The sequence below is a fragment of the Micromonospora sp. PTRAS2 genome, from assembly GCF_054052245.1.
Window position 1 is genome coordinate 37,990 of the sequence record NZ_JBSWBU010000008.1, and the last position, 20,875, is coordinate 58,864.

Annotated in this window: 13 protein-coding genes and 1 pseudogene; 11 read left to right on the forward strand and 3 right to left on the reverse strand. The window is 74.2% G+C overall.

The window, feature by feature from the left end:
• Positions 1-69 precede the first annotated feature (69 nt).
• From ACVMYR_RS23165 to ACVMYR_RS23210, 10 genes and pseudogenes are all read left to right on the forward strand, one after another.
• Positions 70-885, forward strand: coding sequence for a response regulator transcription factor (locus tag ACVMYR_RS23165; RefSeq protein WP_353901524.1), 816 nt, complete (start codon positions 70-72; stop codon positions 883-885).
• Positions 882-1,721 carry an aminoglycoside phosphotransferase family protein gene (locus ACVMYR_RS23170; RefSeq protein WP_457122718.1) on the forward strand — a complete coding sequence of 280 codons (840 nt, stop codon included), beginning with the start codon at positions 882-884 and terminating at the stop codon, positions 1,719-1,721. Before ACVMYR_RS23165 ends, ACVMYR_RS23170 begins: the two co-directional genes overlap by 4 nt.
• A gap of 217 nt (positions 1,722-1,938) precedes the next feature.
• The gene (locus ACVMYR_RS23175; RefSeq protein WP_457122719.1) at positions 1,939-5,166 is read left to right on the forward strand and encodes a non-ribosomal peptide synthetase; all 3,228 of its coding nucleotides are present in this window, start codon (positions 1,939-1,941) and stop codon (positions 5,164-5,166) included.
• Positions 5,159-7,453: a beta-ketoacyl synthase N-terminal-like domain-containing protein gene (locus ACVMYR_RS23180; RefSeq protein WP_457122720.1), complete on the forward strand. Its 2,295-nt coding sequence runs from the start codon at positions 5,159-5,161 to the stop codon at positions 7,451-7,453. The genes ACVMYR_RS23175 and ACVMYR_RS23180 overlap by 8 nt, the downstream gene beginning before the upstream one ends.
• Positions 7,453-7,719 (forward strand): phosphopantetheine-binding protein, encoded by a 267-nt coding sequence (locus tag ACVMYR_RS23185; protein WP_077939623.1) that lies wholly within the window; start codon positions 7,453-7,455, stop codon positions 7,717-7,719. The genes ACVMYR_RS23180 and ACVMYR_RS23185 overlap by 1 nt, the downstream gene beginning before the upstream one ends.
• Positions 7,719-11,156, forward strand: coding sequence for a non-ribosomal peptide synthetase (locus ACVMYR_RS23190; RefSeq protein WP_457122721.1), 3,438 nt, complete (start codon positions 7,719-7,721; stop codon positions 11,154-11,156). The genes ACVMYR_RS23185 and ACVMYR_RS23190 overlap by 1 nt, the downstream gene beginning before the upstream one ends.
• Positions 11,153-14,074 (forward strand): type I polyketide synthase, encoded by a 2,922-nt coding sequence (locus tag ACVMYR_RS23195; protein ID WP_457122722.1) that lies wholly within the window; start codon positions 11,153-11,155, stop codon positions 14,072-14,074. The genes ACVMYR_RS23190 and ACVMYR_RS23195 overlap by 4 nt, the downstream gene beginning before the upstream one ends.
• Positions 14,071-16,164, forward strand: coding sequence for an amino acid adenylation domain-containing protein (locus tag ACVMYR_RS23200; RefSeq protein ID WP_457122723.1), 2,094 nt, complete (start codon positions 14,071-14,073; stop codon positions 16,162-16,164). The genes ACVMYR_RS23195 and ACVMYR_RS23200 overlap by 4 nt, the downstream gene beginning before the upstream one ends.
• 43 nt (positions 16,165-16,207) lie before the next feature.
• Positions 16,208-16,402: pseudogene (locus tag ACVMYR_RS23205) on the forward strand (IS256 family transposase); the annotation flags it as partial.
• Positions 16,399-16,776, forward strand: coding sequence for a hypothetical protein (locus tag ACVMYR_RS23210; protein WP_431897609.1), 378 nt, complete (start codon positions 16,399-16,401; stop codon positions 16,774-16,776). The pseudogene ACVMYR_RS23205 and the gene ACVMYR_RS23210, both read left to right, overlap by 4 nt.
• A 145-nt stretch (positions 16,777-16,921) precedes the next feature.
• Here ACVMYR_RS23210 and ACVMYR_RS23215 read toward each other — a convergent pair whose 3' ends face one another.
• The 3 genes from ACVMYR_RS23215 to ACVMYR_RS23225 all read right to left on the reverse strand — a co-directional run bounded on the left by ACVMYR_RS23215 (position 16,922) and on the right by ACVMYR_RS23225 (position 20,351).
• Positions 16,922-17,161 carry a zinc-binding dehydrogenase gene (locus tag ACVMYR_RS23215; protein ID WP_457122724.1) on the reverse strand — a complete coding sequence of 80 codons (240 nt, stop codon included), beginning with the start codon at positions 17,159-17,161 and terminating at the stop codon, positions 16,922-16,924.
• 123 nt (positions 17,162-17,284) lie between these two features.
• Positions 17,285-18,763: a pectinesterase family protein gene (locus ACVMYR_RS23220; protein WP_457122725.1), complete on the reverse strand. Its 1,479-nt coding sequence runs from the start codon at positions 18,761-18,763 to the stop codon at positions 17,285-17,287.
• A gap of 97 nt (positions 18,764-18,860) precedes the next feature.
• The gene (locus ACVMYR_RS23225; protein WP_457122726.1) at positions 18,861-20,351 is read right to left on the reverse strand and encodes an RICIN domain-containing protein; all 1,491 of its coding nucleotides are present in this window, start codon (positions 20,349-20,351) and stop codon (positions 18,861-18,863) included.
• 186 nt (positions 20,352-20,537) lie between these two features.
• Here ACVMYR_RS23225 and ACVMYR_RS23230 point away from each other — a divergent pair, with 186 nt between their 5' ends.
• The gene (locus tag ACVMYR_RS23230; RefSeq protein ID WP_396793040.1) at positions 20,538-20,873 is read left to right on the forward strand and encodes a hypothetical protein; all 336 of its coding nucleotides are present in this window, start codon (positions 20,538-20,540) and stop codon (positions 20,871-20,873) included.
• Positions 20,874-20,875: the final 2 nt, after the last annotated feature.

Consider the following 20,875-nt stretch of genomic DNA (forward strand, 5'->3'; position numbering starts at 1 on the left):
GGCTGCTTGGGGACGGGGTGAGGTGTGGCAATGGTCGGCGTTGGCTCGTCCACGGACCTGGCTCATACGATGAGTCGGGATCCGGAGGAGGTCGCGGACGGGGCACAACCCCGGGTCGTGACGGTGGTGCTGGCCGACGCTCAGCCGGTGGTGCGCAGGGGGCTCATCGCCCTGCTGTCCACCTCGACTGAGATCGACGTGGTGGCCGAGGCGGGATCGGCGCAGGCGGCGCTGCGGAGCGCGGCGTCGGTCCGCCCCGACGTGCTCGTGCTCGACATCGCGATGCCGGACTTCCAGGCCGGCACTCTTCAGGAGATCACCCGGGTCTCGCCGTCGACCGCGGTGCTGGTCTTCACCGCCGTCGAGGACGAGGCCGTCGTGGTTACCACCATGCGTGCCGGCGCCCGGGGGTACGTGCTCAAGAGCTGCCCCGGCGACGGCATCGTGCGGACGGTCCGGGGCCTTGCCACCGGCGAGGTGATCCTCGGTCCCCGCGTCGCCGACCTGCTCATCGGGCAGCTCGGCCGGGAGCCGCGCAACCAGCAGATGTTCCCGGAGCTGACGGAGCGCGAGCGGCAGGTGCTGGAGCTGATCGCGGCGGGCATGCGCAACGCCGCGATCGCCGCCCGGCTCAACCTGTCCCCGAAGACGATCAGCAACCACATCTCGACGATCTTCAACAAACTGAACGTGTCGGACCGGTACGAGGCGATCGAGATGGCCCGCGAGGCCCGGTTCGCCCGCCCGCGGCCGTACCGGCCGGGGCTCGACCTGGTGGCCGGCGGCGGGAGTCCCCGGCTGCACGGCGCTGGCGCGATGCCGTTGCGCCGGGCGGGCGGCCCGGCGGCACTGGCCAGCCTGCGCTCGGTGGAGGGAACGGCATGACCCTGGACCTGGAGACCATCGCCAACCGGCTGGAGCCGCGCTTCGGCAAGGCCGCCCACCGCTGGGCCGGCACCTTGCCGCAGCGGCTGACCGATCTCGTCGCCGAGTGGGGGCTCGACCTCGGTGAGCAGCTCAAGTCCGGCAACTCCTCGGTGGTGTTCCGCTGCACCGGCCCGCAGGGTGAGGCGGTGCTGAAGCTGTCACCGGACAGCTACGCGGTGCGGGAGGAGGTCGACATGCTGCGCCAGTTCGGGCCCAGCGGGCGGGTGCCGGTGGTGCTGGCGGCGGCCCGGGGCGCGGTGCTGCTGGAGTCGATCCGGCCGGGCACGCTGGTGGAGAAGATGGCGCAGCCGCCCACCCCCGCCGACTACGCCGACTTCCTCACCGACCTGCACGCCGCCGGTGACCCGGCCGCCGCGCCCCGGCAGCTCACCGACTGGATCGACGTGCTGTTCAACTCGGCGGTCCGGCGGGGCGCCGACCTCGCCGGGTCGAAGCGGCTGCGCGACGACCTCTTCGCGGTGCCCACCGAGACCGTGCTGCTCCACGGCGACCTGCACCTGGGCAACGTGCTCAGCGGCGGCACCCGGGGGTTGGTGGCGATCGACCCGATGGCCTGCGCCGGCGACCCCTGCTTCGACGCCGTCGACTACGTGCTCGAAGGACTGGATCGCGTGGAGATGGTACGCCGCCGCGACGAGCTGGCCGCCGCCGCCGGGATCGACGTCGACCGGCTCGACATGTGGTGCCGGGTCACCGCGCCGATCGGCGCCACGTACGTCAGCAACCCGGCACACTCCGCCGAGCTGGCCGCCTTCGGGCGCGGCGAGTACTGACCCTCGGTCGGGCCGTCAGGTCGGGGTGGCACCGCGCGCGGTGCCACCCCGACCTCGCGTGGCCCCGGCTCCACGGCGGTGGCCGGGACGGTGACCGTGGGCCCGCCGGCGGGTCGGGCCCGGCGGAGCTGTCCGCCAGCCGACCGGGAGGTTTTCCCTGCCGGGGCGGGAAAGCCCGCTCTGTCGGGCGGGGTGCCCGGACGGCCACGATCGGTGCATGGTTCGTACCGGTCGTGCTTCGTTCGCTCAGGAACGGCTCTACTTCCTCAACCAGCTGCAACCCGGCAACCCGGCCTACGTGGTGGCCTTCGGGGTGCACCTGCACGGCACGCTTCGCCCCGAGGAGCTGCGCGCGGCCCTGCTGCGCGTCACCGCTCGGCACGAGGCGCTGCGTACCACGTTCGCGCTGGTGGACGGGGTGCTCGTCCAGCGGGTGGCGGACTCCCCGCAGGCGGAGATCGAGATCGGGGCCGGGGAGTGGGCCGACCGGGACACCCAGGAGGGGTTCCTGCGGACCCTGGTCGCCGAGCAGGCGCGTCGGGCGTTCGCGCTCGACGAGGGCCCGGTGCTGCGCGCGTACCTGCGTTCCTGGGGGCCCGACGAGCACACCCTGGCGGTGCTGGTCCACCACATCGCCTGCGACGGCTGGTCGGTCGGGCTGCTGCTGCAAGACTTCGCCGCCGAGTACAACGCCGCGCTGGCCGGGGCCGACGGCGCCGGCCACGCCGAACCCGCCGAGTCCTACCTGGCGTACGCGCAGCGGCAGCGCGCCGACTGGGAGCGGGACGGCTCCGGGCTGGACTTCTGGCGCACCACGCTGCGGGACGTCCCGCAGCTCGCGCTGCTCACCGACTTCCCCCGGCCGAGCGTGCTCGGCAACCGGGGCGCGGTGCTGCGGCGGCCGGTCGACGCCGGGCTGGTCGACCGGCTGACCGCGTGGGCACGGGAGCACGGCGCGACGCTGTTCGCGGTGACCCTGGCCGCCTACGCCGCGGTGCTCTCCCGCTACGCCCGCCAGGACGACGTGGTGATCGGGGTCCCGGTGGCCAACCGGATGGACGAGGCCGAGGAGCGCCTGGTCGGCTGCCTGGTCAACACCCTGCCGATCCGGCTCGACCTGGCCGACCGGCCCCGCTTCGCCGAGCTGGTCGACCGGGCCCGCCGGGCCAGCATGGCCGCCTTCGCCAACCAGGACGTGCCGTTCGAGGAGATCGTGCGGGCCACCGTGGGGGAGCGGCAGCTCAGCCACGCGCCGCTGTTCCAGACCTCGCTGACCGTGCAGAACTTCCCGTTCGCCTTTCCCGAGTTCGACGGGGTGAAGCTGACCGAGGTGGACGTCGAGGTCGACGTCACGAAGTTCGACGTGGGGCTCACCCTCGACGTCTCCACCGACGCCCCGTTCCTGCGCGCCGAGTACAGCACCGAGCTGTTCACCGAGGAGAGCGTCGCCACGCTGCTCCGGCACTACCTGACCTTCCTGCGCGCGATCGTGGACGAGCCGGACGCCGAGCCGTCCATGGTGGACGCCGCCGAGCACCGGCTGCTCGTCGAGGAGGTGAACCCGCCACTGACCGCCGAGCCGATCGGGTACCCGTCGGTGCTGCGCCGCTTCGACGAGCACGTGGCGCGTACCCCGGAGGCGGTGGCGGTGCGGCACCGCGACGCGACGGTGACGTACGCCGAGCTGGACCGCTGGGCCGGGCGGATCGCCGCCGGCCTCGCGGACCTGGGGATCGGCCACGGCGACCGGGTGGGGCTGCTGCTCGGCCGCTCGCCCGCGGTGATCGCGGCCATCGTCGGGGTGTGGCGGCTCGGCGCCGTCTACGTGCCGCTGGACCCGGAGTATCCCCGGCAGCGCCTCGACCTGATCACCGCCAGCGCCGGGCTGCGGATCATGCTGGCGGAGCCCGGGACCGCCGACACCGCCGGGGCGCTCACCGCCGGCCGGGGCATCCGGCTGGCCGACCCGCACACCCTCGACGGGGCCGCCGAGGTGCCGCTGGCCTACCCCGCCGGGGACGACCCGGCCTACGTCATCTACACCTCCGGCTCGACCGGGGTGCCCAAGGGCGTGCTGGTCGGGCACGGTGGCCTGGACGCCCTGAACACCCCCACCCCCGGTGGTCTCGACGTCACCGCCGCCGACGTGTGGCTGGCGGCCAGCTCCTTCTCGTTCGACGCCTCGGTGTGGGAGATGTGGGGGGCGCTGACCACCGGCGGCCGGCTGGTCATCGCCGACCAGGCGGACCTGGTCGACCGGGAGCGGCTCGCCGCCCTGGTGCACCGGGAGGCGGTCACGGCGGTGTTCCAGACCCCGGGCGCCCTCTATCGGCTGCTGCCGCCCTACCTGCGGCAGCTCGGCGGCGGGCGGTCCCGGCTGCGCTACGTCGTCCTCGGCGGCGAGGCGTTGAGCTGGGCCCGGCTCACCCAGCTGGTCGGCGGGGCGCCCCAGCTGGACACGGTCTTCGTGAACATGTACGGCATCACCGAGGGCACCATCCACTGCACGATCTTCGCCGCGCCCGCCGCCGAGCTGGCCCGGGTCCGGGAGGGCACCATCGGTGTGCCGCTGCCCTCGGCCCGGTGCTACGTCCTCGACGAACAGCTGCGCCCGACCGGGGTGGACGTGCCCGGCGAGCTGTACTGCGGCGGGGTGCTCGTCGCGCACGGCTACGTGAACAACCCCGAGCTGACCGCCGCCCGCTTCCTGCCCGACCCGTACGGGCGGGGAGTCATGTACAAGACCGGCGACGTGGTCAAGTGGGGCGCCGACGGCACCATGGTCTACCTCGGCCGCAACGACACCCAGGTGCAGCTCCGCGGCTACCGGGTGGAGCTGGCCGAGGTCGAGGGCGCGTTCCTGACCCACCCGGCGGTGCGCTCGTGCGCGGTGGCGGCCGAGAACGACCAACTGGTCGCCTTCGTCGTCGGCGGGACCGGCCCGGACACCGAACGCGAGCTGCGCGGCCACGTCCGGCGGACGCTGCCCGCCTACATGGTGCCGGCCCGGATCCTCGCCGTCGAGGCGATCCCGCTCACCGCACACGGCAAGGTGGACACCGCCCGCCTGCTGGCCGAGACCCGCGCGGCCCGGACGGCCGCCGCGCCGGCCCCGGCCGCCGACCGCGCCGCCGGCACGGACCTCCAGGAGCGGGTACGGGCCTGCTGGAGCGAGGTGCTCGGCCGCTCCGACGTGGGGCTGCACGACAACTTCTTCGACCTGGGCGGGCACAGCTTCGCGCTGATCGCGTTGCAGCAGCGGCTCGCCGACGACGGGCTGGAGGTCTCCGTGACGGACCTGTTCCGGGCCGGCACGGTCGCCGGCTGCGCGGCGCAGCTGCGCGAGGCCGCCCCGGTGCTGGCCGACGCGCGGGTCACCCAGCGTCACCAGGGGCGGGCCCTGCTCGCCGGCCGGCGGCGCGGTGCCGGAGGCGGCCGTGGCTGAGCCCGACGACGACGCCGCGGTGGCCGTGGTCGGCCTGGCCGTGCGCATCCCCGGCGCGGACCGGGACCTGGACCGGTTCTGGCACCACGTGGTGCACGGCATCGACGCCGTCAGCTTCTTCACCCCGGAGCAGCTGCTCGGCTGGGGCGTGCCGAAGGACCTCGTCGAGCATCCCGACTTCGTGCCGGCCCGGGCGGTGCTGGCGAGCGCGGACCGCTTCGACCACCGGCTGTTCAGCTACTCGCCGTCGGACAGCGCGCTGATGGACCCCCAGCAGCGTGTCCTGCTGGAGTGCGCGTGGGCCGCGCTGGAGCACGCCGGCCACCCACCGGTCGCCGCCGACGGCAACCGGATCGGGGTGTACGTGGGCACCGGGCTCAACGTCTACCTGCTCGACAACGTCTGGCCCAACCAGCGCGCCGTCGAGGCGGCCGGCGGCCTCGGGCTGATCATCGGCAGCGACAAGGACTTCGCGGCCACCCGGATCGCGTACAAGCTGAACCTGCAGGGCCCGGCGGTCACGGTGCAGGCCGCCTGCTCGACCTCGCTGGTCGCGGTGCACCAGGCGGTGCAGGCGCTGCTGACGTACGACGCCGACGTGGCGCTGGCCGGGGCGGCGACGGTGGCGCCGCCGACGCGGCGCGGACACCGGTACGAGCCCGGCGGCATCTTCTCCGCCGACGGCCGGTGCCGGGCCTTCGACGCCGCCGCCGACGGGACCGTGCCCGGCGACGGGGCGGGCGTGGTGGTGCTCAAGCGCCTCGCCGACGCCCGCCGGGACGGCGACACCGTGCACGCGGTCGTCCGGGGGTCGGCGATCAACAACGACGGCCTGCGCAAGGCCGGCTTCACCGCGCCCGGCCCCACCGGCCAGGCGGCGGTGATCTCGGCGGCGCTGGAGGTGGCCGGCGTCGACCCGGACACCGTCGGGCTGATCGAGACGCACGGCACCGGCACCGCGCTGGGCGACCCGATCGAGGTGGCGGCCCTGCGGCAGGTCTTCGACAGCGACCGGCCCGACCGGGCCCCCTGCGCGCTCGGCGCGGTCAAGTCGGTCGTCGGGCACCTGGACACCGCAGCCGGCGTAATCGGGCTGGTCAAGGCGGTGCTGGCGCTGAAACACCGGACCGTCCCGCCGATCGCCCACCTGAGCACCCCCAACCCCCGGGTCGAGCTGGCCGGCTCCGTCTTCGACCTGCCGGTGGCGGCGCGGCCCTGGACCCCGATCGACGGGGTGCTGCGGGCCGGGGTCAGCGCCTTCGGCATCGGCGGCACCAACGCCCACGTCGTCCTCGAAGCCGCCCCGGACCCCGCGCCCCGCCGTCGTCGGCACGTCACCGAGCTGGTCCTCGTCTCCGCGAAGACGGCCACCGCGGCCCAGGACAGCGTCGACCGTGCGGTGGACGTCGTGGCCCGGACCGCCCCCGGCGACCTGGCCGACATCGCGTACACGCTGCGCACCGGCCGCGCCGAGCTGCCCTGGCGGGCGGCGTTCCTCACCGGCCGGCACGCTCCGGCGGCCGGGACCGGCGTGCCGGGGCCGGCGGTGCGGCAGGTCGACGCGAAGGCGCGGGCGCGGGGCGTGGGCCTGTACCTCACCGCGGCCGGCGAGCTGACCGGCAACCGGCCGAACTACGACGCCGACCCGGTCTACCGGGCCACCGCCGACGAGGGGGCGGCGCTGCTGCGCGGGCAGCCCCTCGACGAGCCGGCCCGGGAGCGGGCCAACCGGCTGGTCGCCTGCGTCGGCCTGGCCCGGTCGCTACGCGGTCGGGGGATCGCGCCCCGCGAACTGGCCGGCACCGGCCTCGGCCTGCTGGCCGGCGCGGTGGTGGCCGGGGTGGTCACCCTGCCGGAGGCGGTGGCGCTGCTGCGCGGCGACCGCGACCCGGCCCGGCTCCGCCCCGCCGAGCTGCCGCTGCGGGCCGCCGGCGGGGAACCGCTCACCGACGCCGAGTGCGCCGATCCGACCCGCTGGCGGGCGGCGGCGCTCGCCCCGGCCGCGCCGCAGCCGCTCCCACCCGACGCGGACCGGCTGCTCTGGATCGAGGTCGGCACGAGCGTCACCCCCCGGTTCGGGCCGGACCCGTCGGCGCTGCCCACCGACCGGCACGCCCGGCTGCTGGCGACCGTCGGCGCGCTGTGGCAGCTCGGCCTGGCCGGCCCCTGGGATCCCGCGTACGACACGGGGCGGCGGCGGGTGCCCGCCCCCACCTACCCCTTCGCCGCCACCCGGCACTACCTGGACGCCCCCGCTACCCACCTGGACACAGAGAGGCACCACTGATGCGCGACGTAGACGACCGGACCTGGGTGGCCGAGTTCGAGGAGCTGTGGAAGGAGGTGCTCGGCGTCGACACGGTCGACGACGACGACGACTTCTTCGACCTCGGCGGCCACTCGCTGAGCGCGCTGCGGCTCAGCACCCTGATCCGCCAGGAGCTCAACCTCGCGGTGATGTTCGGTCACGTGCTGGAGAATCCCCGCTTCGCCGACCTGCGTACGGTGGCGGGCCAGGTGCCGGCGGACCGGCCGGCGGCGGAGGCGCGGTGATGGACCGCCCCGACCTGGCCGCCTGGACGCCACTGGCCGCCCAGGTGCTCGGCGTCGCGCCCGAGCACCTGCGTCAGGCGGCAGCCGCCGAGTCCTTCGTCGGGCTGGGCGGCACCTCGTTGCAGGCCATCGCGCTGGTCTCGCTCGGCCAGCGGGAGCTGCGGGCGCACGTGGAGGCGGGCCGGCTGCTGTCCGCGCTGCCGCTGGCGCAGGTGCTCGCCGACGCGGTCGAGTACGTCGACACCGCCCCGCCGGTGCTCGCGCGGCGGCCCGCCGAACGGGACCTGCTGCCCGGCCAGCGGTCCATGCTCGCCGCGCACCTGCTCGACCGGGACGCGCCCTACCACCTGATGTTCACCCTGGAGGCGGACGGCCCGCTGGACCCGGCCCGCGTCCGCCGGGTGCTGGGGGAGCTGGCCGCCCGGCACGAGGCGCTGCGCACCCGCTTCGTCCACGAGCCCCGGCAGGCCCGGATCGTGCTGCCCGCGCCGTACCAGCCGCGGCTGCTGCACCAGGCGCTGCCCGGCGACGACGCGGTCCGCACCGTGCACGACCTGTACGGCACCGCGGCGGGGCGGCTGCTGCGCCCCTTCGAGGAGCCACCGGTCGTGTTCGTGCTGACCCGGGCCGGGGACCGGGATTTGCTGACCCTGCTGGTGCACCACGTGGTCAGCGACGGTTGGAGCATCGGGCTGCTCTGGCGGGAGTTCACCGCGCGTTACGCCGCCGACGCGGCGGGCGGCGCACCACCCGGTGACGACGCGCCCGCGCCCGCCCCGGACTGGATCGGCAGCCGGCTGGCCGCGCGGGAGGTGGCCGGGGAGGTGGACGCCGCGCTGGCCCGGATCCGGACCCGGCTGACGGGCGCGCCGAGCACGGTGGCCCTCGCCACCGACCTGCCCCCGCTGGCCGAGGCCGACGGGCGGGGCGCGCGCCTGCACTTCCACCTCGACCCGGCGACGGCCGGCGCGGTGACCGACCTGGCCCGCCGGTGCGGGGTGACCGTGACGTCGGTGGTCATGGCGGGCTGGGCGCTGGCCGCGTCCCGCCACGCCGGGCTGGACGACCTGGTCCTCGGGGTGCCCGCGGCGGGCCGCTTCGAGGCGGGCATGGCGGACATCGTGGGCCTGTGCACCCGGGTCGTCCCGGTGCGCTGCGCGAGCGGCGACGCGCTGACCGTACGCGAGCACGTCCGGGGCCTGGCCGGGGCGCTGGGCGAGGCGGCCGCCGACGCCGACGTGCCGTTCGAGCGGGTCGTCGCGGCGCTCGACGTCCCCGCCGACCCGGCGCGCAACCCGCTGGCGCAGCTCGGCTTCGCCGCCCACCACGAGCTGGTCCCCGACGAGCTGACCGGGGGCGGCCGGCGCTGGCGGCTGCACGAGGGGCACTGCCACGGGGCGGTCTTCGACGCCCTGCTCTACCTGCAGTCCTGGTCGGCGCGCCCGCGGCTGGCCCTGGAGTACGCGACGTCGGCGCTCACCGCCGCCGAGGCCGGCGAGCTGGTCGAGTCGTTCCGGGCGGCGCTGGCCGCGCTCGCCGCCGACCCCGACGCGCCCCTGGGCGAGGTCGGCACCCTCTCGCCGGCCCAGCGGGACCGGCTGCGCACCCTGGGCGGCGGTGACCCCCACCACACCACCGACGACGTGTGGCACCGGTTCGCCCGCCACGCCCACGACGCGGGCGAGAAGATCGCGCTGGTCGACCCGCAGGCCGGGCTCACCCTCACCTACCGCGAACTGCACGACCGCGCCGTGGCCCAGGCGGGCCTGCTGCACGTCCGCGGGGTGCGGGCCGGCGACGGGGTGCTGCTGGAGCTGCCGCGCTCGGCGGCGGAGGCGGTGGCGGTGCTGGGCGTGCTGCGCCTCGGCGCGTACTACGTGGCGGTCGACCGGGACGCCACCGACGAGTGGCGGGCACACCTGGTCGAGGCGGTCGCACCCCGCGCCCGGCTCGGCGTGGACGCACCCGCACCGCACCGGTCCGGCGTGGCCGACTGCCCGCTGGTCGACCTCCACGACCCGGCCCCGGTCCTCGACGCCGGCCCCGAGGCACCGGCCGGACCGGACCGGACCGCGTACACCTCGTTCACCTCCGGCTCGACCGGCGTGCCGAAGGGCGTCGTCGTCCCGCACCGGGCGGTGCTGCGCCTCGCCGACGACCCGGGGCTCTTCGTCGACCGGCCGGGCATGCGGATGCTGCGCCTGTCGCCGCTGGCGTTCGACGCGTCCACGCTGGAGCTGCTGGTGCCGCTGGCCAACGGGGACACCGTGGTGGTCTTCCCCGCCGGGGAGCCGACGCCCAGCGCGCTGACCGGGTTCCTGCGCGCCGAGGCCGTCAGCCACGCCTGGCTCACCTCGGGCGTCTTCCACCTGGTCGCCGACCACCGGCCGGACGCCTTCGCCGGGCTGCGGCAGCTCTTCACCGGCGGCGGCGTGGTCTCCCCGGCGCACGTGCGCCGGGCGCTGGCCGCCTGCCCGGGGCTGCGGCTCACCAACGGCTACGGTCCGACCGAGAACACCACGTTCACCACCACGTACTCGATCGACCACGCCGAGGCCACCCCGGACCCGCTGCCGATCGGCGGGCCGGTGCGCGGCACCGACCTGCACGTCGTGGGCCCGGGCGGACGCCTCGTCCCGCCCGGGGCGGTCGGCGAGCTGTGGGCGGCGGGGACCGGGCTCGCCGACGGCTACCTCGACGACCCGGCCCGCACGGACGCCTCGTTCGTCCGCTCCGCGGAGCTGGGGACGCGCCTGTACCGCACCGGTGACCTGGTGCGCTGGGGCGCGGACGGGCAGCTGCGGTTCCTCGGCCGCAACGACCGCCAGGTGAAGATCGCCGGCCACCGGGTCGAGCTGGTCGACATCGAGCGCCGGCTGCGCGCCCGCCCCGGCGTACGCGACGCGGTGGTCTTCACCGTCGGCGACCCGGCGACCGGGGTGCGCCTGTGCGCCGCCCTGAAGCCCGACGCGGACGGCGTCGACGTGGCCGACGTGCGCCGGGCGGTGGAGCCGGAGCTGGCCCCGTACGCCCGCCCACAGCAGTGGCACACCGTGGCCGAGTTTCCGCTGGACCGCAACGGCAAGGTCGACCTGCGGGCGCTGGCCGCCCTGGTCGCCGCCACGCCCCCCACCGCGGCCGCCGCGGCGGAGTCCCCGGCCTCGTCCCCGGCCTCGTCCTCGGCGTCGCTCACCGAGTTCGAGGAGCTGGTCACGGGGGCGTGGGTGGAGGCCCTGGGCACCGACGACTTCGACCTCGACGAGGCCTTCTTCGACGTCGGCGGGGAGTCCCTGCGGCTGGCCGTGGTCCGCCGGCTGCTCCAGGAGCGGCTGTCCGGCCGGACCATCCCGCTGACCGACCTCTACCGCTTTCCGACCGTCCAGACGCTGGCCCGGCATCTGCACGCACAGACCGAAGGAGCAGGCGCACCCTCATGAACGGCGACATCGCGATCGTAGGCATGGCGGGCCGGTTCCCCGGCGCCGCCGACGTCTGGCAGTACTGGTCCAACCTGGCCGCCGGACGGATCACCATCAGCTCGCTGACCCGCAGCGAACTGCTGGCCGCCGGGGTGCCCGCCGACCGGCTGGACGACCCCGCGTACGTGCCGGCGCGCGGGATGCTGGCCGACCCGGAGCTCTTCGACGCCGCCTTCTTCGGCATCACCCCCCGGGAGGCGGAGACCACCGACCCGCAGCACCGCCTGCTGATGCAGACCGCCTGGGCCGCGCTGGAGTCGGCCGGGCTCACCACCGACGCGCCCTTCGGCCGGGTCGGCGTCTTCGCCGGCGCGGGCTTCAACTACTACGCGCTGAACCACGTCTTCGCGCGGCCCGGCCTGGTCGACGCACAGGGGCTGCTGTCGGTGGTGCTCGGCAACGAGAAGGACCACCTGGCCGCGAAGATCGCCTACCGGCTGGGCCTGGGCGGGCCCGCCGTCACCGTGCAGACCGCCTGCTCGACCTCGCTCGTGGCGGTGCACCTGGCCGCGCAGAGCCTGCGCGCCGGCGACTCGGACGTCGCGCTGGCCGGCGGGGCCTGCGTGGCCGTGCCGCAGCACTCCGGCTACCTGTACGAGACCAAGGGCATCATGTCGGCCGACGGCACCTGTCGCCCGTTCGACGCCACCGCGGAGGGGACCGTGCCCGGCAACGGCGTCGCCCTGGTGGTGCTCAAGCGCGCCGAGGACGCCCGCCGCGACGGCGACACCGTCTACGCGGTGATCAGGGGCTCGGCGGTGAACAACGACGGCAACCTGAAGGTCGGCTACACCGCCCCCGGGGTCGCCGGCCAGATCGACGTGCTGACCCGCGCGTACGCTGCCGCCGGGGTGGACCCCGCCACCGTGGGCTACCTGGAGGCGCACGGCACCGCCACCGAGGTCGGCGACGCCATCGAGCTGTCCGCGCTGACCGAGGTCTTCACCCGGGGCACCCGGCCCTGCTCGCTCGGCTCGGTCAAGGCCAACGTCGGCCACCTCGACGCGGCGGCCGGCGTCGCCGGGCTCATCAAGGCCGCGCTGGCGCTGCACTTCCGCCAGATCCCGCCGCTGGCCGGCCTGAAGCAGGCCCGGCCCGAGCTGCTCGACGGCTCCACCCCGTTCACGGTGGACGCCGTGGCCCGGCCCTGGGAGACCGACGGCACGCCGCGCCGGGCCGGGGTCAGCGCGTTCGGCCTCGGCGGCACCAACGTCCACGTGGTGCTGGAGGAGGGGGACGGGCCGGACGTGCCGGACCCGACCGTCCCGCCCGGGGAGCGCACCGAGCTGGTGGTGCTCTCCGGGCGTACCCCGGAGGCGGTCCGGGCCGCCGCCGAGCAGCTCGGCGAGCACCTGCGGCAGCGCCCCGACCTGCCGCTGGCCGACGTCGCCCGCACCCTCCAGTCGTACCGCCGGCACTTCCCGCACCGGCTCGCGGTGGCTGCCCGGGACCTCGCCGAGACGGCGACCCGGCTGCGCCGCGCCCCGGCCCGGGCGGCGGCCCGCCGGCCCAGCGTGGTCCTGCTCTTTCCCGGCCAGGGCACCGAGTTCCCCGCCATGTCCCGGGGCCTCTACGACCGTTACCCCTCGTTCCGGGCCGACCTCGACCGGGGGGCGCGGCTGCTCACCCCGCTCCTCGGGCTGGACCCGCGCGACGTGCTGGTCGACGACGACCCGCACGACGTGGTGCACCGCACCGACGTGACCCAGCCCGTGCTGGCGCTGCACGAGCTGGCCCTCGGCCGCCTGCTGCTCTCCTGGGGGGTACGCCCGGCCGCGCTGGTCGGCCACTCCGTCGGCGAGTTCGCCGCCGCCGCGCTGGCCGGGGAGCTGGGCGACGACGACATGCTGCGCCTGGTGGCGACCCGGGGCCGGCTCATGCACGACGCACCCGAGGGCGGCATGCTGGCCGTCCTCGCCTCCCCGCCCGTTCTCACCCCCCACCTGGCCGGCCTGGACGAGCTCGACGTGGCCGCGCGCAACGCCCCCGACCTGACCGTGGTGGCCGGGCCGGTGGCGCAGCTCGACGCGCTGCGGGAGCGGCTGACCGGGGCGGGCGTGCACTGGCGGGCGCTGCCCGCCCGGCGGGCCTTCCACAGCCGGATGATGGCCGACGCGGCCCGGCGGTTCGGCGTCGAGGCCGACCGGGTGGACCAGCGTCCCCGCACCGTTGCGGTGATCAACACAGTGGACGGGGCGCTGCTCGGCAAGGGGCTGTCCCGCCCGGCGGGCTACTGGGCGACCCAGCTGCGCAGCCCGGTCGGCTACCACGACGCGCTGCTGACCGCGCTCGGCCTGCCCGACCCGGTCCTGGTCGAGGTGGGGCCGGGAAGCGCGCTGACCGGCGCCGCCCGGCAGACCCCGCAGGGCCGGTCGGTGCCCGGGTACGCCCTGCAGCCACGGCCGACGGCCCGCCTGGACGCCGGTGACGTGCTGGCCGGCATCGGCGCGCTCTGGACGGCCGGGGTGGGCGTGGACTGGCCGGCGCTGCGCGGCGACACCGGCAGCCGGCGGGTCGCGCTGCCCGGCTACCCGTTCGCTCCCACCCGCTACTGGCTCGACGCCGCACCGCCGGTCCCGGAGGACCCGGCACCGGGCCCGGACCTCCCGGCGTCGCCGGCCGGCGGCGAGGGTGTCCTGGCGTCGCCGGCCGGCGGCGAGGACGGCCTCGTGGGGGAGCTCGTGGCGCTCTGGACCGACCTGCTCGGCGTCCCGGAGATCGGCCCGGACACGAACTTCTTCGCGGTCGGCGGCGACTCGCTGCTGCTCATCCGCATGATCAGCCAGGTGCGGCGCCGCTACGGGGTGCGGGTGCCGATCGACACCCTCACCGCGGACGCCACGCCGCGCGTGCTCGCCGGGCTGGTGACCGCGTGAGCGCCCGCCACGACGACCTGGACCTCGCCGCCGCGGTGGCGGCCGTGCTCTGCCACCGGCTCGACGGCGCGACCGAGGTCGTGGTGCACGGCCCGCGCGGCGAGCTGCGGCTGCGCGTGGGCCCGGAGCACACCCTCGACCAGGTACGCGCGCAGGCGCGCAGCCTGTCCCCGGCGGCGGCGGTTCCTGACGTGCTACCCGCAGCCGCGCCGGACGTGCTGCTACCCGCGGCGGTGCCGGACGTGCCGCTGCCCGCGGCGGTGCCGGACGTGCCGCTGACCGCACCGGCCGCCACCGCCGGCGGCGTCGCGGCGACCCTGGGTAGCCTGCCGGTGCGCTTCCTGCGCCATTACGGCGACGCCCGGTGGCTGCCGGAGCGCCTGCGCACCCTGCACGCCTGGCTCACCGCCCACCCGGACCGGCCGGTGCGGGAGGCGACGCTGGTCGGCCCCGAGGAACGCCGGACCCTGCTCGGCTTCAACCCCGCGCCGACGCCCGCCCCGCGCACCCCCGTGCACGAGCTGATCTGCCGGCAGGCGGCACGCACCCCGGACGCCGTCGCGCTGCGCGGCGACGGCCGCCACCTCAGCTACCGCGAGTTCCTGGACGAGGCGGCGGCGCTGGCCGGACGGCTGCGCGCCGACGGGGTGGGGCCGGGGGCGGTGGTCGGGCTCTGCGCCGAGCGCAGCCCCGAACTGGTGGTCGCGGTGCTCGGCGTGCTGCTGGCCGGTGCGGCGTACCTGCCGCTCGACCCGGCGCACCCGCGGCCCCGGCTCGACCTCATGCTCGGCACCGCCGGGGCGGCGCTGGTGCTGGCCGACCCGGCGGGGCAGGCCGCCCTCGGCGCCGAGCCGACCGTGCCCGTCCGCCCGCTGGACGGCGGCGACCGGCCCGCCCCGCCGGTCGACTGGCGCGGCTACCGGGCGCCGGAGGAGGTGGTCCACGGCCTCTCGTACGTGATCTTCACCTCCGGGTCGACGGGCGCGCCCAAGGGCGTGCAGATGACGCACCTGTCGCTGGCCAACCGCCTGGTCTGGATGCAGGACACCTATCGGATCGGCCCGGGTGACGTCGTGTTGCAGAAGACGCCGTACACCTTCGACGTCTCGGTGTGGGAGCTGCTCTGGCCCTTCCTCACCGGCGCCACCCTGGTGACGGCGCAGCCGCAGGCCCACCGCGACCCGCAGGAGATGGTCGAGGTGATCGCCCGCGAGTCGGTGACCACCGTCCACTTCGTGCCCTCCATGCTCGCCCTCTTCGTCGAGGAGGCGGGACTGGACCGCTGCGCCGACCTGCGCCGGGTGATCTGCAGCGGGGAGGCGCTGCCGCCGAAGCTGGTCAACAAGCTCACCGCCGTGCTACCCGGGGTGCGGGTGCACAACCTGTACGGCCCCACCGAGGCGGCCATCGACGTCACCGCCTGGCAGTGCCGCCGGCCCGAACCGGCGGACACCGTGCCGATCGGCCGGCCGATCAGCAACGTCGTCGCGTACGTGCTCGACGACCGGGGCGATCTCGCCCCGCTGGGCCAGGTCGGGGAGCTGGTGGTCGGCGGGGACTGCCTCGCGCGCGGCTACGCCGGCCGGCCCGACCTGACCGCCGAGCGGTTCGTCGAGGTGACGGTGGCCGGCCGGCCGCAGCGGGTGTACCGGACCGGGGACCTGGTCTGGTGGTCGCCGGAGGGCCACCTCAACTACGTCGGCCGGGTCGACACCCAGGTCAAGATCCGCGGGCAGCGGGTGGAGCTGGGGGAGATCGAGTCGACCCTCAACCGGCACCCGCTCGTGGCCAACAGCGTCGTGCTGCTCCGCGAGGACCTCGGCGCCGCGCCGACCCTGGTGGCGTACCTGGTCGCCGAGCGCGACGCCGATCCGGCCCGGCTGACCGAGCCGGCGCTGCGTGCCTTCCTCGCCGAGGCGCTGCCCGACCACATGGTGCCGGTACGCTACGTCGTCCTGCCCGAGCTGCCCGCCACCGCCAACGGCAAGGTCGACCGGCGGGCGCTGCCTCCTCCGCCGGCCCGGGTCCGCCGCCGCTCCGGCGTCCGGGCGGGCCGCCCCGATCCCGTCGCCTCGCCGTCCGGGGCATGATCCGTCGTGGTTCCGGCTGGTCAATGGTTAGGAGCGGAAGGTGTTCCCTATCGTCCGGCAGCGCGCCCGCGTCACGACTTGGCCAGGCGGCCGGGCAGCTGACCCGGCGGTGGTGTTCAAGCTCGTCAAGGCTGCCCAGGACCGGTGGCGGGCGGTCAACGCTCCCCACCGCGTCGCCCTGGTCCGTGCTGGTGTCACGTTCATCAACGACCACCTCGTCGGGCAGGCCGCAGCATGACCACCGGTGGCGGCCGGCCGCAGTGGCCTACCGACAAACTGAACGCGCTGCGCCTGGGCCGGCGTTTGGTCACCGAGGTAACCGCTGCCGGACCCGCTCGACGAGGGTTCGTCGACATACGCCCCGTCACGACCGCCGCTGACGCCGACGCCCGACGGCAAGGCTGGACCAGATCCGACCCTGACCGCACCTTCACCCTGGAGCACTGGGACTACGACGCCAACCAGATCGCCGGCTTCGACCACGACGTCGGCGCGATCCTCGTCCGCGCCACCACCGTCACCGGCGAAGCCCAACTCGTCGCGGCCCTCGAAGCATGGAACCTGCAGCCGGAGCAGTTCCTCCACCCATGGCAGACCGACGACCCGAGGTAGCAGCAGACCTTTCGCCGAGACGCACCGATCCCGTGACGACGTACGTGGTGACCGGGCTCGTTGCCGTCGGACACCAGGTGTCGGCGGTCCCTGCCGGGGTGCGACTGCCTGCCGCACCCCGGGCACGGACGGCGCCGGGCTGGGGTCAGGCGGAGACCGTGAGCACCAGCTTTCCGGCAGCGTGACCGGTCTCCACGGCCGCTACCGCCTCCGCGCTCTGCTCGAAGGTGAACACGCGCGTGACGTGCGGGTCGACGGTGCCGTCCACCATCAGCGCGGCGACGGTCTCCAGCGACGCCCGGTCGAGGCGGCGGGGCAGGAACTCGCCGCCCAGTTCGCGCACGGTGTCGTCGGCGGCCGACAGCACCGTCCCGGGGCCCGTCATCAGCGCGGAGGTCCCGGTGTGGCTGCCAGGAGATCCCGGCGGCCACACCGGGCCGTCCGCGCCGCTCAGGCGGCGGGTGGCGACGAGATCAGACGCCGTGGTACGCGGCGTCGGACCGGCACGTCACATCGGGTTCCAGCCGTCGGTGCCGGCCAGGTACCTCTGCGGCGTGTAGGTGGCGGCCTGCGAGTCGCTGAGCTGGGGGCGGTTGCTGTTCACGGCCGCGCCCGAGCCGGTGTTGCGGTATTCGAGGAAGCGGGCGTTCTGCCAGGTGGCGTCGCCCATGTTGGTCCAGGGCTGGGCGTTCTTGATCGTGTTGCTGAGCGTGGACTCGCGGTAGAGCACCTGGGCGCCCTGGCGCCAGGGGCGGCCGAGGTTGGTGTTGTTGCTGCCGGCGCCGTTGATGGTGGACCGGTAGAACAGGAAGCCGTAGGTCTTGGCGGCGTCGGTGCTGGCGGCGGTGATGGTGCCGCCGGTGGAGCGCTTCTCGTGGATCGTGCTGGCATTGAAGACGACCGTGCCGCCGCCGAAGATGAAGTCGGTGGTGCCCTCGACGTAGGAGTTGACCACGTAGGCGCGGGTGCGGTCGTTGACGAGGAAGGTGTCCTGGTCGCCGAGGAGCCGCACGTTGCGCAGCACCGCCCGGTCGGCGTTGAGGTGCAGGGCGACCGCCTGGTCACCGGTCTCGTAGGTGTTCTCGTCGTAGTCGTTGGAGATGGTCAGGTTCTCCGCGACGAAGTTCGCGCCGTCGACGAACATGCTGGCGCTGCCGGAGGTGCCGCTGGTGTGGGCGGAGTTGTTGTAGACGATCGTGGTGTTCGACGGGGACGAGCCGAGGCCCTGCAGGGTGATGTGGGGTTTGTTCGACGGCACCCGCACCACCTGCCGGTAGGTGCCCGGTTTGATCGTGATCACCCGGCGGGTCGTGTTGTTCGCCGGCACCGCGTCGATCGCCTCCTGGACGGTGCGGTACGTGCCGCTGCCGTCCGAGGCGACCGTCGGTGTGCCACTCGACGGCGGGGTCGTGGTGGGTGGGGTGGTGGGGGTGCTGCCCGTCGGGTTGAATCGCCACTGCATGCGGGCGGTGTCGGAGCAGGGTTCCTGGATGATGGGGTTGTTGCCTGCGGTGGAGCCGTCCTTGTTGGATGCGCAGAGGTTGTTGTGGTTGCTGCGGATCAGGTAGCGGTCGGCGACGGTGGAGGGGCTGAGGGTCCAGGTCTGGTTGGTGCTGGTTCCGCAGGTCCACTGCCAGAGTTGTTCGCCGGGGGTGGTGGAGAAGTTGGGTACGTCGACGCACTTGCCGCTGTTGACGTTGACCAGGCCGTAGGCGCCGTTCTGCGACACCGCCCGGAACTGCTGCGAGGACGCGGTCGCGTCACAGGCCACCTGGACGAGCCGCACGCCGTTGTCCGCACCGGCGCCGGTCACCACCACGCACTTCCCGCTGGAACCACTCGCCAGGGTGTAGGTACCACCGGCGACCGGGGCGGCGGCGCCGGCGGGGTCGACGAGCGCCACGACGGCGACCGGGACGGCGACGGCCGTGGCGGCGATCGTGGACAGGACGCCCAGCCGGCGTCCCGGAAGTGAACTCTTCAACATTCTTGATCCTCGATATCTTCGCGGTATGGCTGAGGGGGTGGGGCGTGGGGCCGGCCGGTGCCGTGGACCGCTGCCGGCCCCACGCCGGCCGTTGCCGCTACTGGCCGATGGCCGCCTGCGGCCCGGCGTACGTCCGGAGCATGCTGGGCACCTCGGACGCCGGGTGCAGGGTGTACGAGTAGAAGCTCGACGGGGTGAACGCGGAGCCGCCGGTCTCCCGCTGCCCGGTGCAGCTGACGCAGATGCTGCCGGTCTGGCGCAGCTGTGCGTTGTCGTCCCGGTAGTACGGGTCCTTGACGTTCTCGTAGTAGCTGTTCTCGATCACCATCTTGGTGTAGCCGCGCGAGTAGTTGCCGTAGCCGCGGATGTTCTGCATGTAGTTGTTGTAGAAGTGCGCGTACGCCACGTTGTCGGTGCTCGGGTTGCGCACGTTGTTGTCGTGGATCCAGTTGTGGTGGATGGTCATTCGGGCGGTGACGTTGGTGGTCCAGCCGATGCCGAACGCCTTGTTGCCCTCGGCGATGACGTTCCACGACACGGTCAGGTTCGTGGTGTCCTTACGGCTGTCGATGAGGCCGTCGTTCATCCGCACGATCTGGTTGTGGTCGATCCAGATCTTGTTCGCGGTGTCCATCTGGATGCCGTCGTAGTCGAAGTCCTTGTCGTCCGGGTCGTCCGAGGCCACCCGGGTGTCGCGGATGGTCAGGTTCCGGATGATCACGTTGCTGGTGCCCTCGCTGAGGTGGAACCCGCCGTTGACGATCTGGCCGTTCCGGCCCACGCCGATGATCGTCTTGTTCGACCTGATCGGGATCTCCTTGCCGTACGGGCTCACGGCGATCGCCGCGTTGACCCGGATGACGTACGCCGCGCTGGAGCTGGCGTACCTCTCCAGGTCGGCCTGGTTGGTCACGGTGACCGTGGTGCCGCCCGCACCGCCGGTGGTGCCGGCCGCGCCGGCGAACCCGTCCGGCGAGTTCGAGTACGGCACGCTGCTCGGCGGGGTCGTGGTGGGTGGGGTGGTGGGGGTGCTGCCCGTCGGGTTGAATCGCCACTGCATGCGGGCGGTGTCGGAGCAGGGTTCCTGGATGATGGGGTTGTTGCCTGCGGTGGAGCCGTCCTTGTTGGATGCGCAGAGGTTGTTGTGGTTGCTGCGGATCAGGTAGCGGTCGGCGACGGTGGAGGGGCTGAGGGTCCAGGTCTGGTTGGTGCTGGTTCCGCAGGTCCACTGCCAGAGTTGTTCGCCGGGGGTGGTGGAGAAGTTGGGTACGTCGACGCACTTGCCGCTGTTGACGTTGACCAGGCCGTAGGCGCCGTTCTGCGACACCGCCCGGAACTGCTGGTCGGCCGCCGTGCTGTCGCACTGCACCTGGGCCAGTCTGGCCCCGTTGTCGGTGCCGGCGCCGGTCACCACCACGCACTTCCCGCTGGAACCGCTGGCCAGGGTGTACGTCCCGCCGTTGACCGGGGCCACCGCCGCACCCGCCGGCGTCACCAGGGCGACGATCGCCGCGGGTGCCGCCAGCGCCGCGGCGACGGCTGACGAAGCGATGGCGATGCGTCGCCCGGAGAATCTGGTTCTGGACATTCTCTTCCTTCTCATTGGCCGTGAATCGGGATCGCCGAGTTCGACCGTCCGGCCTGGCGGGGTGCCCGGTGTCCATGCCTCCGCCACGAAGATGGCAGCCGGCATGGCCCCGCCGGATACGGCCGAGGAGTCGATTTCTGGGCATGCGGAACACCGGTGTGTGCCGACGAAAGGTGGCATTCAACGGTGCCCGTTGCCCTGGTGTCGTTGTTCGCTGCCCATGCGAACGGCGACCAGGGTGGGTCTTGCCTGCACCCATCCCGGGGACGGGTGACGCTGCCGGCTCCGGCGCGTGCCCGAACAGCTAAACACATGTCGACAAGCGGCACCACGTGTCGGTTCGGTAAATCCTCGGTGTCGATTTCGGCGCTGGTTCAGGATTCGGGAAACTGCCTGCTCGTGAGCTGCCCCGACCTGCGCGAACAGCGCCATTCGAAAATCTTCTCCAGTTTGTGTTATCTGCTTTCCCGTCACGCGTCGCAGCGTTTTTCCATGGCGCGACGCAGCTACCCGGGTAGCTGACA

Excerpts from the sequence above, each read along its gene's own strand:
- ACVMYR_RS23165 (WP_353901524.1), top strand. The coding sequence starts at position 70 with ATGAGTCGGGATCCGGAGGAGGTCGCGGACGGGGCACAACCCCGGGTC.
- ACVMYR_RS23170 (WP_457122718.1), top strand. The coding sequence starts at position 882 with ATGACCCTGGACCTGGAGACCATCGCCAACCGGCTGGAGCCGCGCTTC.
- ACVMYR_RS23175 (WP_457122719.1), top strand. The coding sequence starts at position 1,939 with ATGGTTCGTACCGGTCGTGCTTCGTTCGCTCAGGAACGGCTCTACTTC.
- ACVMYR_RS23185 (WP_077939623.1), top strand. The coding sequence starts at position 7,453 with ATGCGCGACGTAGACGACCGGACCTGGGTGGCCGAGTTCGAGGAGCTG.
- ACVMYR_RS23190 (WP_457122721.1), top strand. The coding sequence starts at position 7,719 with ATGGACCGCCCCGACCTGGCCGCCTGGACGCCACTGGCCGCCCAGGTG.
- ACVMYR_RS23195 (WP_457122722.1), top strand. The coding sequence starts at position 11,153 with ATGAACGGCGACATCGCGATCGTAGGCATGGCGGGCCGGTTCCCCGGC.
- ACVMYR_RS23210 (WP_431897609.1), top strand. The coding sequence starts at position 16,399 with ATGACCACCGGTGGCGGCCGGCCGCAGTGGCCTACCGACAAACTGAAC.
- ACVMYR_RS23215 (WP_457122724.1), bottom strand. The coding sequence starts at position 17,161 with ATGACGGGCCCCGGGACGGTGCTGTCGGCCGCCGACGACACCGTGCGC.
- ACVMYR_RS23220 (WP_457122725.1), bottom strand. The coding sequence starts at position 18,763 with ATGTTGAAGAGTTCACTTCCGGGACGCCGGCTGGGCGTCCTGTCCACG.
- ACVMYR_RS23225 (WP_457122726.1), bottom strand. The coding sequence starts at position 20,351 with ATGTCCAGAACCAGATTCTCCGGGCGACGCATCGCCATCGCTTCGTCA.